We start from the raw sequence: 15,125 nt of genomic DNA on the forward strand, positions 1-15,125 counted from the left end.
ATTAATCAAAATAATAATACAATAATATTAAATAAAAACTCTACTTTTAAGTGTTCTTAACAAGGGGAAGATTACACCCAAATAAATATCTGACCATAATAAGGAAATATTCAAAATTATATTTATCATCATTTTTAGAGAAGATAACAATTGAATCAGAGAAGTTAACGATATACACTTCAGTATCACTATAGCATCCATCAAGATGAGTACTATAATTTGTTTTTTCTATACTTTTTTTGAATTTGTTAATAGAGGTTAATCTAGAATAAATTTCATCATGAGTATTTCTCATAATACTATCTTTGAAACCTAATATATCTAAAAAAGCTACAAAACGAAAATCAGTTGTTTTCCAATTTGTTTTTATTGTATTAGTTATTAAATCTTGATTTTATTTACTTTTAAAATAGTTAATAATATTTTTTTTTACACTCAAATATACCAAAAAATCACAATCAAACCCCTTATTGTAAAACTACAATCCTACAAATTTTCTCCCACTTTTGCTCGTGTTTTCTTTTACTAATTGTCAAAAAAGAATATATAAATAACGTTGCATAACCCAAAAAGCTCCTGAGAGGAGCTTTTTTTGTGGAGTATATACTATTTTAAAAACTAAGGTTTTCACTACTTCGCATTCTACGTAAGCATAAAAAAAAGCAGTAATCATATAAAATACTGCTTATATAGCTTAAAACTAAACTTCGATAACTCCATAAGAATTAAAAGCTAACTTCGGTTCCGTTCAACAGGCTTCCATCTCATGCCCTCTGGGCAAGACGAAAGCTTAGTTATTGTGCGACGTTTTTATTCTAAACAGATGTGTTTTAACTTACCCGAGTCCTCGGTTGATTATAAACAGGTGTGTTTTACCTTATCCGAGTCCTTGGTTGATAACAAAGAAATTTATTTTTAACTATAATTAGTGAGTTTTAGACGAATTAAAACGTTTATTTTTGGCGTAATATTAATTGAGACTTTCTAAAAAATGAAAAAACTATTTTTATTGACAACATTCTTTATGGTGTCAGCACTTTTTGCTCAACAAGCGACTAATACGTTAGAAGGCGTTTTTACAACAAAAGCAAAAGATGAATTATATAATCCATTGAAATTTGATGGAAAAGGAAGAGTAACAATCGGTGAATTTGATGAGGTTGGTTACGAATTTACAGAACGCAATGATTCGGTTATAATATTTGTCGAAAAAACGGTTTTTATCTTCAAAAAAGAGAAAAATCAATTAAAAGGAATTTCAGATTGGGTGGATAAAAAAGTGTATAAATCAAATTTGAAATCTTTCGAAAATAAACCTCAATCAGATTCTAAATTAGCACAACGTGCAAATTGGATGGCAGAGAATTATGATATTAATTTTAAAAATAATGCAACCTATTTGTTTGATTTTGATGAAGAAAGTTTAACTAAAAAATTAAAAGAAAATGAAGCTGCAAATGCAAAACTGTGTAAAGAAGGTTTTGATGAAAGTTGTAAAGTAGTTTTTGCCTATAAATTTGCTGAACAATCTGGTGGTGTTTTCGAAACATTAAGTGCAACAGAAGAGTTGAAATTAAAACCAAATAAAGAGTTACAGCAATTAGCACAACGTGTGATTGATTTAGGAAATCCAGATGGATACGGATTATTTTATACGTATTACTATTTTACAGGAGAAAAGGAAAAAGCGGAAGAGTTTTTACAAAAAGGATTAGATTTAGGATCTAAGTATTGTACAGAGATTTCATTAAATTCTGCTTTAAGTGAATTTGGAGAAGGCTTACAATCGGAAGTAGAAGAATCAGAAGATTAATTCGAACAAATTATCATATAAAATAAAAGCTCAACATTAGTTGAGCTTTTTGTTATTTAGTCAATAAATATTTTGCAACAGCATGATAAGCTGGTAACGAATACGGGTCGTTCGCACTATTCGATGCAACCGGATTGGAAGCAAATCGCACAATAACCATTTCCGCTTTTGGATCAACATAGATCGCTTGACCATGAACGCCACGCGCCATAAATGCTTGATGCTCATTATTGGTTACCCACCACATATCTTTGTAGCTCCAGCCTTTTAGAAGTTTATAATCTGCCTTTGCAAAAGCTTTTTGATTTCCTCCTTTTTTTATTTCGTCAACCAATTTTTTAGGCAAAATTTGATGATTATTAAAGTAACCATTGTTTCTTATCATTTCTCCAAACATTGCCAAATCTCTAAGGTTTGCATTAAATCCACCTCCTGCAAAAGCAATTCCAGCACCATCAATCTGGTAATATCCATCAAAGTTAGTTCCCAACGGTTGCCAAAATTTTTCAGATAGAATTTGAGCCAAAGGTTTATTCAATACTTTTGTAATAATCCAACCCATCACATCAGTATTCACTGTTTTATAACCAAAAGCTTCGCCATGTTTACCATTTTTCTTGACTGTTTTTAGATAATCATAATAATTTGTAGTTCCATTATAATTAGCAGGTTTAGGAAAAGGATTTCCAGCAGCCGAAAAAGCCCACACTTCTGCATTCGGATCGCTGTAATCTTCACTATACTGTAAAGCTGTGGTCATGTCCAAAACTTGACGAATCGTAGCATCACCAAAAGCTGAGGTTTTCAATTCAGGAATATAATCACTACATTTTTTATTCTCATCTAGAATACCTTCGGCAACTAACATTCCGCCCAATGTACCCGTTAAGGTTTTACTAACCGACATCAAGGTATGAGTTCCGTTTTTGTTTAGTTCTCCAAAGTAATTCTCATAAACAATAGCGCCTTTGTGTAAAACAATAATTCCATCGGTATAATTTTTTTGCAAAGATTCTTTCCATGTCATAGTTTCTTTAGTTTCTAAAGGAGTAAAAGTCACATTATCGATAGATTGATCCAATTTAGTTGCCCAAGTATATCTGTTTTCTTGTGCCGAAGCAACATTTACAGTTGGGAAAAACTCGCGCATATGACAAACGCTGTAACGCAAAGCCGGAAAGTTAAAAAAGCTACCATCTATAGCGGACAAAATATCTTCTTTTGCAGGTGGAAACCCTTTCATCCAATTAAAATTCTTTGGATCCGATTGCTCTGCAGTCAAGAATTGTTGTCCATAATTCATTTGCGTCATCACTAAAATTAAACAAACTAATATTTTTTTCATAGTTGTACTATCTATTTGGTTGATAAATGAAGTAGAGGAGAAGCTTGCTTCTCAAATTTACGAAAACCATTTTAAACTTTATTTTATTAAAAATCGGTGAATTCGAAAGAATAATAAGGTCAAATAACAAGACGAATTCACCGACAAGTTTTGAAGTATTCGATTGATTAGATCTCAACTTCTCGTTCAGAATTTGTGCAATTACTATGAACGATATAATCGATTAGTTTTCCGTTTTCAAAACACAACATTAAATCTTCTTCATAAATTGATGTATGTGTCAATTGGTTAAATTGTAATAATTTTCCTTGTGAGATTTTAATGATTCCAGAATACCAGCTCGCAAAAACTTCTTCTCTTCTCGGAAACAAATAATTCAATTCAACTTCATCCAAACCATCCAAATATCCTCTGAAATTAATCAAAAACAATTCGTCATTTCTCAATTCCCATTTCCCATAATATCCTCTCCAGCATGTTGGCGAAGGTGGAGTAAAATAAGGTGGATGATTTAATTCTCTAAAATAATGATGTAATGGTTGTTCGGCTATAATATATTGTTGGTTGTCGATTAATAAAATTTCTCCTATTTGCGCGATCATTTTTTCTTATGGTTTATTCAAATGTAAAATAGCCATTCGAATAAATGAAAAATCAATAGTGCTAATTTATCAAAATAATAAAAATTGACCGACTAAAATAAATAGTTGAAAATTATTTTGTCTTTAAATGATAAATTCGTATTTATTATTTATTTAAGAGTTATTCTTTCACCTTGTTGAGGGAAAATATAATTGATGTTATATGGATTATCTTTTAACAATTCGTCTTTAATTTTTTGCTCATAATCATCTTTTGGCTTGATATGAGTAACGATAATTGTTAAACCTTTCAACCTACTTTTTCCAACTTCTTTCGCTAATTCGCCTAATTCTTCGTTCATTAATTTTGGGGTTAAATGACCAAATAATAATTTTTCGGGTTGAGAATTCGGAAAAGAAACTTCTAACATCATTGTTTTTAATTTTCCTGATTTAATTTTAGGTGAAATTGCTTTCCAAATAGTTGATAAGTTTTGAGTTTTTTCGATACGATCAGCTCCTGTATCACCAAAATATAAGACTGCATTTGAACCATTTTCGACTAATATTGCTGAACTTTTTAAAGGGTTTACATGACTCAATTCGTAAATAGTTCCTGTGAAATTAGTACCTTCTATTGTGAAAGGTATTCCTATTTCTGCGTATTTGTAGTAATATTTATTCAAAATTGGCGATTCACCTTCATTGGCAAAATTTGCCCAAGCATCATTGGTAAAATATTTATTTTTTAAAACTGAAATTGTTTCAGAAATACCATAAATAGGCTTGTTAGAATCTTCTGGAGAATTAATAATCATCCCAGAAAGATGATCCAAATGTCCATGTGAAATAAAATATCCTTTGATATAGTTTTTCAGAATTTTATTGTTTTGTTCTTCAAAAGTACCTTTCTCTATTGCTTTATTGATTCCAGAAAGAATTGTTCCTGCATCCAATGCTAAATAGCTGTTTGTTGTTTCTTCACCAATCAAATAAGATGAAAGATTGCTTTCATTGCTACCTCCATAAACACCAAGTGGAACAATCTGAATATTTTGTGCTGATGCAATCATCGAAATTCCGAATCCAATACTTAATAGATATTTTTTCATAAAAAGAATTTTAACAAAAATACAACTGAAAAGTATTATTAAACTAAAATATCCCCATAGTTTCTAAAAACTTTAGTATTTTCACATTTCTTTAAAAATTAACGCATAAAAATTAGTTAGAATGAAATCGAAATTATCTACTAAAATATTGAAAAATTATGCGACTCAACTGATGATGAAAAAAGCAATGTATGCAGCTGCAATTGCTTTATTGGCAACGAATGTTGATGCGCAAAAGAAACCTCTTGATTTGACTGTTTTTGATGAATGGCAATCAATCGGAATGAAAGAATTATCAAATAATGGTTCGTGGGTTGCTTATCAAGTATATGCACAAGAAAGCGATAATACATTGAACTTTTTTGGTTTGAAAACAGATAAAAATCTAAGTTTTCATCGTGGTGAACAAAGTGTTTTTACAGCAGATTCTAAATTTGCCGTTTTTAAAATTCGACCTTTTTACAAAGATTTGAAATTGGTTCGAATCAAAAAGAAAAAGGAACATGAAATTGCTAAAGATTCAATCGGAATATTAAATCTTGCAACAAATCAAGTCGAGAAATTACCAAATATAAAATCATTCAAAACACCGAAAAAAGGAGGTTCTCTTTTAGCTTATTTATTAGAAAAAGAAGAAACGAAGAATGATAAAAAAGACAAGTCAGATTCTACAAAAACGAAGGATAAAGTTGCAAAATCAGCTGGAAAAGATAAGAAAGATACGCCGTTAGAATTGGTGTTGAGAAATTTGATTTCAGGTCAGAGAAAATCATTCAAAAATGTGATGAATTATGAGTTTAGCGAGAATGGTAAGCAATTAATTTTTTCGACTAAACAAGAGAAAAAAGATAGTTTAGATAAAACTAAATATGGTGTTTTCTTAGTGAATACAGCAACGTTTGTTCAAAAACAATTGGTAGATACAATTGGTGATTTTAAACAATTTGCGTTTGATGAATTAGCAAATAAAGTCGCTTTTGTTGGAACTTCTGACGAAGAGAAAAAGGAAAATAAAACATATTATTTATATTATTCTACAACAAATAATCCGCAACAAATCAGGAAATCTGAATTGTTAGGATTGAAAAAAGATTGGCAAGTTTCAGAAAATCGTCAACCAAAATTTAGCAAAGATGGAAATTCTTTGTTCATTGGTTTGATGCCGAAATTAGCAGAAAAAGACACAACTTTGATTGCTGATGATCATGCAAAAGTGGATGTTTGGAGTTACAAAGACGATTTTATTCAACCACAACAATTGAAGAATCTTGAGCGAGAGAAAAAACGTTCGTACCTATCTGTGATTGATTTATCGAATCCTGTAAAAGTGACACAATTAGCGGATTTGGATATGAATCAAGTCGAGATTTTGAACGAAGGAAATTCAAATTTTGCTTTAGGAACTTCTGATAATGCCTATCGATTAAGCTTGAATTGGGATGTAACAGGTCGTAAAGATTATTATATCATTAATACGAAAACGGGAGAGCGTGAATTATTTGCAAAAGCTTTGGCTGGAAAAGTGGAAATGTCGCCGAATGGAAAATTTGCTGTTTTTTATAATGCCGAAAATGGATTATGGTCGAGCTATAATATCGAAACAAAGGAAACAAAAGTTCTGAATAAAAAGCTGAAAGTGAAATTTTATGACGAAGAAAATGATTCACCAACTTTAGCGCAAGAATATGGAGTTGCCTATTTTACTGATAATGACGAAACGGTTTTAATCAAAGATCGATATGATATTTGGGAGTTTGATTTGGTTGGAAAACGTCGTCCAGAAAATATGACAAATGGTTTCGGTCGTAAACATAATATTACGTTTGATATCAATCAATTAAATGATGATATTAAAACAATTAATCGAGATAATTTAGTTTATTTAGGTGCTTTTAATAATCAGAATAAACAATCAGGGGTTTATCAAACAATCATTTCGAAAGCAAAAAATCCTGAAGAAGTTGTCATGTCGAATACTTGGGGAACGCAAAAAATGAAGAAAGCGTTGAATGCCAACGAATTTATTTATACAAAAGAATCGTTCCGAAATCCGCCTGATGTTTATGTTTCAACAAATTTTAAAGATGAGAAAAAGATATCTGCAATCAATCCGCAACAAAAAGATTATTTATGGGGGAATGGTGAGTTGGTAACGTGGAAAACGTATTCAGGTAAAGATGCAACAGGAGTTGTGTATAAACCAGAGAATTTTGATCCAAATAAAAAATATCCGATGATTGTTTACTTCTACGAAAAACTTTCGGATAATTTGAATCGTTATCAAGCGCCTGCGCCAACGCCTTCTCGTATTAATCACACATATTTTGTAAGTAACGATTACATTGTGTTTACACCAGATATTTCATATACAATTGGTCATCCTGGTAAATCTGCCGAAGATTATATCAATTCTGGAGTAGAAGCGTTGAAGAAAAATACGTGGGTAAATGGAAGTAAAATCGCTATACAAGGACAAAGTTGGGGAGGTTACCAAGTTGCACATTTGATCACTGCAACCAATATTTATGCTGCTGCTTGGACGGGTGCGCCTGTTGTTAATATGACTTCTGCTTATGGTGGAATTCGTTGGGGGACGGGTATGAGTCGTCAATTCCAGTACGAACAAACGCAAAGTAGAATCGGTAAAACCTTGTGGGAAGCGCCGGAATTATATATCGAAAATTCGCCTTTGTTTAATATGCCGAAAGTTACGACGCCAGTTGTAATCATGCATAACGACGAAGACGGTGCTGTTCCTTGGTATCAAGGAATTGAAATGTTTATGGCATTGCGTCGTTTACAAAAACCAGTTTGGATGTTAAATTATAACGGAGATGATCATAACTTGATAAAACGTGCGAATAAAAATGATATTCAACAACGTCAAGTTCAATTTTTTGATCATTATCTGAAAGATAAACCTGCTCCGAAATGGATGACAGAAGGTGTTTCTGCAATTAATAAAGGTATTGATTGGGGATTTGATCTAGAGAAATAATTATAGTAAATATTTAAAAGCGACCAATTTGGTCGCTTTTTTTGTCAAAAGAATTTCTTACAACACAATTATATTGTTAAATTTACATTTCATGTATAATTAACTTCTTGAAAAAGTTTTAATTTAGAGGGATAATTGCACTGAATATGAATACTAATAATCGACAAATTGTTTATATCCATGGACTAAATAGTTCGGCAAATTCAACCAAATTCAAAACTATTCTAAAAAATTATCCTTCAGCTATTTGTATTGAATGGAAAACGGAGGACAATATTGCAACTATTTTATTTGAAGCTTACGAACATTTAAAAGGTTTGGTAAATGATTTGGCAATTATAGGAAGTTCTACTGGAGGGAATTTTGGTTGGCAATTGCAACAAAAATTAAAGGAAAATGGAAAATCGAGTGAATTAATTTTGTTAAATCCTTTGGTTGATGTGTCGATGAAAGTCGAAAATAATTTTCCAGAAAATCTTTCGCAATATTTAGTGGATATGAATCGTTTCGAAAATACAACGGTTTTTCTTTCTGTACATGACGAAGTTTTGGATTTTGAAAAACTAAAAACTTTTTTTGAAATTCAACAAAATATCTTTCCACAACAAATCGAAATCATAGAAATTGATGACAATCATCGAATACGTAACTTCGAGTCATTGTTAACGTTAATTTAATTTACGCATTACAATTATTTAATTTTATTAACTGCATTTTTGCACACGAATCAAGAAATAAATAAATAAACATGAGGCAATTTTTAATATTAATACTTATTGTATTTTCAATCAGTTCGTATGCGCAAGTAAAAGATTCTACAGAATCTAAAAAGAAAACTGTACAGGATTTTAAGAATATGATGTCGCCTTATTACAGCTATGGTAACGGATTGGGAATTACTTCTCCAGATAGTCTTTATCAGGTCAATATTAGATTTCGTATGCAAAATCGCATTAGTTATAATCATAATGATGGAGAAGAAGATAATATTGATGGACAAATTCGTCGTTTAAGATTGCGTTTTGATGGATATATCGGAGATCCAAAATTTGGTTATTCGATGCAATTATCTTTTGCAGCAGGTGATGTAGGAAAAGCAGAAGAGGGTAAGAATACAAATATTATTCGTGATGCGATGATTTTCTATTACCCAAATAAACATTGGAGTTTAGGATTTGGTCAAACAAAACTTCCAGGAAATAGACAACGTGTTAATTCTTCTGGAGCATTACAATTAACGGATCGATCTATCAATAATGCAGATTTTAATATCGATCGCGATTTTGGATTTCAAGTCTTATACAATAAAAGAAATCAAGAAAAATTCTCTTATATTTTGAGAGGAGCTATTTCTACTGGTGAAGGGCGAAATTGGACAAGTTTTAAGGATACTGGTTTAGCTTATACAGGAAAAGTTGAGTTGTTTCCACTTGGAGAGTTTACAAAAGGTGGAAGTAATTATGAAGGTGATTTAGTTCACGAACAAACACCAAAATTGATGATTTCGGGAGCTTATAGTTACAATGATAGAGCACATAGAACAGCAGGAATGTTAGGAGATGATATTGTAGGTGGAGGAACAGCTAATATAAAATCATTGTTTTTGGATGTGATGTTAAAATATCGTGGATGGAATTTGATGTATTCTTATATGAATCGTAATTCTGATAATGTGTTATTTTATAACCCTACAGATATTTCTGATTTTAATTATATCTATAATGGAGAAGGAATGGATTTTCAAGGTTCATACACATTCCCGAAACACTGGGAGGTGATAGGACGTTATTCAACTCAAACAGTAGATAAAGAAATTTTTGAGTTTACACCGAATACAAATCAATACACATTAGGTTTGACAAAATATATTTGGGAACATGCTTTCAAATTACAAGCAGAATTTACGTATGAACAACAAAAATTCTATAATTTAGAAAAGAAAAACAACTGGTACGCGCGTTTTCAGATAGAAATTGGGATTTAAGATATCTTATTGTAAATTAAATATTTTAGAATAAAATAAAGGTTTGATATTTGATAATATTTAATAAATTTGCAGTCAAATATCAACCTATGCAATCCAATAAAAAAAGAAAAAGTTTAAACCGAAATGTAGAGTTCGGAACTAAAAAAGTGCAATTTAAAGATGTAATTATTGTCGCAATATTAATCTTCGTAATTGTTTTAGCAATTTTGAAATTTATAAATTAATTATAAAACAAAAAACCACTTCAATTGAAGTGGTTTTTTGTTTTATTTCTTTTTGATGGAAACTAATTTTGAATCTTCTTTGCAAATTTCTAATACAAAATCATAATCCTTTGTATTGTCTTTGCTTTTATAGTTTGCCAAATATTCTCTACAAGGAACTTGATCTTTTTTCGAGTGATCAAAATCAACTTTACTTCTTTTGAATAATTCTTTTTTCAAGAATGTCGAATCTAAATTTTCTGCTTTTAAAAATGCTTGAGCTTCTGGTGAAATAGCTAATCTTTTTGAAAAAGCTTCATCCAAAACTCTTGCATTTGGAAAGTAATTACATGAGAAAGCACGAGGTCCAAACGCCATAGCGACGAAAACTAACCCAATTCCAACTCCCATCAAATACTTCATAAATCTTTGCGTAAACGTCATATGATCAATAAATTAATGTCGTGAAATGGTAAATCAAACCAATCACATAAGTTCTTTTTTACAATTCTTCCTTTGTACAAATATACGCCATTTCTTATAGTTTTATCCGATTGTACTACATTCGAAAAACCAGATTCTTCAGAAATTTGGAATAAATACGACAAGAAATAATTGCTCAACGCTTTGGTAGAGGTGCGTGCGACGCGAGAAGTGATGTTAGAAACTGCATAATGAATTATATCATTCTTAATAATGATCGGATGATCGTGAGTTGTTAATTCAGATGTTTCGAAACATCCACCTTGATCAATGCTCACATCAATAATTACAGCGCCAGCTTTCATATTTTGTACCATCATCTCAGTTACAACACAAGGTGTACGCGTTTCTCCGCGAAGTGCACCGATTGCTAAATCGCAACGTCGCAAAGCTTTTCCTAATTCTTTTGGATCTAATGTAGAAGTAGAAACTCGTTGTCCTATATTTTGTTGTAATCGTCTTAATCTCGTTAATGAATTATCAAAAACACGAACCGAAGCACCTAAACCTAAAGCTGTTCTTGTCGCATTTTCTGCAACCGTTCCAGCTCCAAGAATCACAACTTCTGTTGGTCGAACACCTGTTACGCCACCCATCAAAATTCCGTTTCCTCCGTTTGTAGAAGACATCAATTCACTTGCGACCAAAATTGCTGTTGTTCCAGCAATTTCACTTAATAAACGAACAACTGGTAAATGATTTTGTTCATCACGAATAAATTCAAATCCAACCGCATTCACACGTTTTGTAATTAATTTCTGAAAATATTCGCGTCTTAAAGTATTTGTAGGGACAGATGAAATAATCAAAGCATTTGGTTTTACCCAATCAATTTCATCTAAAGTAAGTGGACCAACTTTTAGAATAATAGGTTTCTCGAAAACAGCTTGCGTATTGTAAGAAATTTGCGCACCAGCTTCCGAATATTCTTTATCTGAATAATTTGCACTTTCTCCTGCTCCGGTTTCTATCGTAACTTGATGTCCATTATTGACTAAAATTTCGACTGCATCAGGAGAAAGACAAATTCTTTTTTCTTGATTATTTGTTTCTTTTGGAATTCCAATATCAAAGCGTTCTTTCTTATGAGGAATCTCTAAACGCTCGGGTTGAGGAATAAGATCTTCCTGAGAAAAAGGCGTGAAAATATTTTTTCCGTCCATATACTATTAACTAAAATTTAAATGACGAACGCCATCTACATTTTTCAATGTAATTGTGTGGTGCTCATCTGGTATAAAGTTAGCAATTTTATTTGGCCATTCCATTAAACAATATTGATTAGAATATAAATATTCTTCAATCCCAAAATCTAAGGCTTCATCTTCATGATTTAGACGATAAAAATCGAAATGATAAACTTTTCCTTTATCTGTTTCATATTCATTTACAATCGAAAAAGTCGGGCTCGAAACTTCATCATTTGTTCCCAAAGCTTTTACAAACTCTTTGATAAAAGTTGTTTTTCCAGCTCCCATTTCTCCTTCGAAAGTGATTAATTTATGCTGAAGTTGATCGATTATTTTTTGAGCAACTTCAGGTAATTCGTCTAAATTATTGATGATAAATTCCATTTAATTTTTTGGTGTTAAAACAACCATTGGGATAATTATTTCCTCCAACGAAATTCCACCGTGTTGGTAAGTGTTTTTGTAATAATTAACGAAATGATTGTAATTTTTTGGATACGTTAAAAATAAATTTTCTTTTGCAAAGATATACTTTGACGTAACATTAACCTTAGGTAAAAGGAATTTTTCTGGTTGCTCAACCGCCAAAACATCTTTTGGATCGTATTGCAATTGTTTCCCCAATTTATAACGCAAATTTGTACTCGCTTCTTTGTCGCCAATTACCTTCGTAGGCTCTTTTACGTAAATTGTTCCGTGATCGGTTGTTACAATAATTTTCATTTTTTCTTGCGCCGCTTTTTTCACAATTTCCATTAAATATGAATTTTCAAACCAATGTTTTGTGATCGAACGATACGTTTTATCATCACGAATAATTTCTCCAACAATTTTGTTGTCTGTTTTCGCATGCGAAAGAATATCGATAAAGTTATAGACAATTACATTCAAATTATTCTTTTTGTAATTATTAAAATCATCTGCAATTTTTTTCTCGAAATCAGAATTTAAAATTTTAAAATAATTATACGATAAATCGCCAAAACCAAGACGTTTTAATTGTTCTCCTAACAATTCTTTTTCGTACATATTTTTATTTCCTTCATCGGTATCATTCAACCAATATTCAGGATATTTTTTCTCAATTTCCAACGGCATTAAACCCGAAAAGAACGCATTTCTAGCATATTGCGTTGCCGAAGGTAAAATACTATAATATAAATTTTCGGCTTCTGAATTATAATAACGATTGAAAATTGGCTCAATAACTTTCCATTGATCGTAGCGTAAATTATCCACCATAATCAATAAAACATTTTTATCTTTTCCAAGATGAGGTCGAACCAATTGATTGAAAATTGTATGTGATAAAACGGGACGATCTTCGTCGTCGTGCAACCAATCTTCGTAATTACGTTCTATAAATTTGAAGAAAGCTGCATTTGCTTCACTTTTCTGATTTTCGATGATTTGAGAAAGTGCTGTATCTTCGATATTTTCAAGTTCAAGTTCCCAAAAAACTAATTTTTTATAAATCTCTTGCCAATCTTCAAAATCGCGTGCATTCATCATATCCATTGTGATATTTCTGAATTCCTGTTGATAATTAATCACTGTTTTTTCAGAAATAATTTTCGATGCGTCCAAAATCTTTTTCAAACTCAATAAAATTTGATTTGGATTAACCGGTTTAATTAAATAATCTGCTATATGTGAGCCAATTGCATCTTCCATGATATGTTCTTCCTCACTTTTTGTGACCATAATAACAGGAAGATTTGGACGCAATTCTTTAATTTTTGGTAAAGCTTCCAATCCGCTCAAACCGGGCATATTTTCGTCGATTAAAACCGCTGCAAAGCTCTCTTTTTCTATTTCTTCTAATGCATCAGTCGCATTATTTATCATTGTTGTATCGTATCCTTTCTTCTCTAAAAAAAGCTGGTGTGGTTTCAATAAATCGATTTCATCATCAATCCATAAAATTTTTATAGCCATTTGTTATATTTTTATTTTTTATATTGATTTCTACTTTTAGAATTATTCCAAATATAGCGATTACGGAAATGTTAAAATCAAAATTGTATGTTAAACAAAATTGTAGTTTTCCCAAAATTTGCGATGATTATTTAGCATAAATAATTCCAAAAATGATTTTTATCTAAAATATTTTATAAAAACCATTCTTAATCAAAAAAGTAACGTTCTGAATGAGTAAAAATTCTTATCTTTGCCGACAAAACAGTACGTTTGAATCCATTAAACAATAATAAGTTGAAGATAGTAAATGATCCAGTTCATGGATTTATTACGATTCCAAACGAGCTTATTTATCAGATTATTCAACATCCATATTTTCAGCGACTTCGTAGAATTACGCAAACTGGATTAACAGAAATGGTTTATCCAGGAGCGAGACATTCTCGTTTTCATCACGCTTTAGGTTGTATGCATTTGATGCAAAAAGCCTTAAATATTCTCAAAAGAAAAAACGTCGACATTACTCCAGAAGAAGAAAATGGAGCTTTAATCGCGATTTTATTGCATGATTTGGGACACGGACCTTTTTCTCATTCTCTTGAACATTCTATAATTAATGGTTCGCATCACGAAGAAGTTTCGCTTCGTTTGATGGAAGAATTGAATCAAATTTTTGATAATCGATTAGCTCTAGCTATTCAAATTTTTAAAGGAAATTATCCGAAAAAGTTCTTGTCACAATTAGTTTCGAGTCAGTTGGATTGCGATCGCATGGATTATTTGAAGCGCGATAGTTTTTACACAGGAGTGGTAGAAGGAAATATCAATCCGGAACGAATTATCTCAATGATGAATGTCTCGAATGATGAGTTGGTGATAGAAGCAAAGGGAATTTCGTCGGTCGAGAAATTTTTGATGGCGCGTATGTTTATGTACATGCAAGTGTATATGCATAAGAAATCGTTTACAGCAGAGAATTTTTTGATTAGCGTTTTGAGAAGAGCGAAAGAATTGACAAAAACGGGAGAAAATCTTTTTGCAACGTTTGCTTTTAAATACTTTTTAAAAGAAAATGAAGTTGGAAGTTTATCGAAAGAAGGTTTAGAAATTTTCACACGTTTGGACGACTCGGATGTTTTATCAGCGATAAAAGAATGGCAGTTTCATGATGATTTAATTTTGAGTAAATTATCAAAAAATATCATTCAGCGTACATTACCAAAATCATATTTGATGGATACAAAATTATCCGAAGAAGAAATTTTGGTTGAAAAAAATAGAGTAGAAAATGCTTTAGGAATTGATGATGCAAGTTATTTTGTGGAACAAACAACGATAAAAATTGTTCCGTACGAAAAATCAAAAAGTCCAATAAAGGTTTTATATAAAAATGGTGAGGTAAAAGAAATTTCGAGTTCAGAAAAAAGTTTGTTAACGCAATTTTTGCAACAAGAAATTACAAAATATCATTACCATAGCGTTTAAATATCGAT

12 protein-coding genes are annotated in these 15,125 nt (G+C 31.2%); 5 read left to right on the forward strand and 7 right to left on the reverse strand.

Translation table 11 applies throughout. From position 1 onward, the window contains the following. The first annotated feature begins 991 nt into the window (after positions 1-991). Complete coding sequence (locus tag HXZ69_RS12860) at positions 992-1,813, forward strand: hypothetical protein (protein WP_286496213.1); 822 nt, start codon at positions 992-994, stop codon at positions 1,811-1,813. 52 nt (positions 1,814-1,865) lie between these two features. Here HXZ69_RS12860 and HXZ69_RS12865 read toward each other — a convergent pair whose 3' ends face one another. The 3 genes from HXZ69_RS12865 to HXZ69_RS12875 form a co-directional block, all read right to left on the reverse strand. Further along, complete coding sequence (locus tag HXZ69_RS12865; protein WP_286496214.1) at positions 1,866-3,158, reverse strand: serine hydrolase domain-containing protein; 1,293 nt, start codon at positions 3,156-3,158, stop codon at positions 1,866-1,868. A 167-nt stretch (positions 3,159-3,325) separates the two neighbouring features. Next, positions 3,326-3,760 (reverse strand): hypothetical protein, encoded by a 435-nt coding sequence (locus HXZ69_RS12870; RefSeq protein WP_219035348.1) that lies wholly within the window; start codon positions 3,758-3,760, stop codon positions 3,326-3,328. Between the two features lie 149 nt (positions 3,761-3,909). Beyond that, positions 3,910-4,851: an MBL fold metallo-hydrolase gene (locus HXZ69_RS12875; RefSeq protein ID WP_219035347.1), complete on the reverse strand. Its 942-nt coding sequence runs from the start codon at positions 4,849-4,851 to the stop codon at positions 3,910-3,912. A 121-nt stretch (positions 4,852-4,972) separates the two neighbouring features. Here HXZ69_RS12875 and HXZ69_RS12880 point away from each other — a divergent pair, with 121 nt between their 5' ends. The 3 genes from HXZ69_RS12880 to HXZ69_RS12890 all read left to right on the forward strand — a co-directional run bounded on the left by HXZ69_RS12880 (position 4,973) and on the right by HXZ69_RS12890 (position 9,833). After that, positions 4,973-7,849: an alpha/beta hydrolase family protein gene (locus HXZ69_RS12880; RefSeq protein WP_286496215.1), complete on the forward strand. Its 2,877-nt coding sequence runs from the start codon at positions 4,973-4,975 to the stop codon at positions 7,847-7,849. A gap of 146 nt (positions 7,850-7,995) precedes the next feature. Continuing rightward, entirely contained in the window at positions 7,996-8,526 is a 531-nt protein-coding gene (locus HXZ69_RS12885) for a YqiA/YcfP family alpha/beta fold hydrolase (protein WP_219035345.1), read from the forward strand. 71 nt (positions 8,527-8,597) lie between these two features. Then, positions 8,598-9,833: a porin gene (locus tag HXZ69_RS12890; protein ID WP_286496216.1), complete on the forward strand. Its 1,236-nt coding sequence runs from the start codon at positions 8,598-8,600 to the stop codon at positions 9,831-9,833. A gap of 269 nt (positions 9,834-10,102) precedes the next feature. Here HXZ69_RS12890 and HXZ69_RS12895 read toward each other — a convergent pair whose 3' ends face one another. The 4 genes from HXZ69_RS12895 to porX are packed head-to-tail and all read right to left on the reverse strand — an operon-like array spanning position 10,103 to position 13,650. After that, the gene (locus tag HXZ69_RS12895; protein ID WP_147280013.1) at positions 10,103-10,462 is read right to left on the reverse strand and encodes a hypothetical protein; all 360 of its coding nucleotides are present in this window, start codon (positions 10,460-10,462) and stop codon (positions 10,103-10,105) included. Between the two features lie 17 nt (positions 10,463-10,479). After that, positions 10,480-11,685: an alanine dehydrogenase gene (locus HXZ69_RS12900; protein WP_221856537.1), complete on the reverse strand. Its 1,206-nt coding sequence runs from the start codon at positions 11,683-11,685 to the stop codon at positions 10,480-10,482. Positions 11,686-11,691: 6 nt separating this feature from the next. After that, entirely contained in the window at positions 11,692-12,096 is a 405-nt protein-coding gene (tsaE, locus tag HXZ69_RS12905) for a tRNA (adenosine(37)-N6)-threonylcarbamoyltransferase complex ATPase subunit type 1 TsaE (RefSeq protein WP_219035101.1), read from the reverse strand. Next, positions 12,097-13,650, reverse strand: a complete 1,554-nt coding sequence (gene porX, locus HXZ69_RS12910) for a T9SS response regulator signal transducer PorX (RefSeq protein ID WP_219035100.1) — start codon at positions 13,648-13,650, stop codon at positions 12,097-12,099. It lies immediately after the preceding gene. Positions 13,651-13,926: 276 nt separating this feature from the next. On the opposite strand from porX, the gene HXZ69_RS12915 reads away from it, so the two are divergent. Then, a complete protein-coding gene (locus HXZ69_RS12915) occupies positions 13,927-15,117 on the forward strand; it encodes an HD domain-containing protein (RefSeq protein ID WP_286496217.1) in 1,191 nt (396 codons plus the stop codon). The last annotated feature ends 8 nt before the right edge of the window (positions 15,118-15,125 follow it).

The sequence above is a fragment of the Empedobacter sp. R132-2 genome (assembly GCF_030324375.1).
GTDB lineage: Bacteria > Bacteroidota > Bacteroidia > Flavobacteriales > Weeksellaceae > Empedobacter > Empedobacter falsenii_B.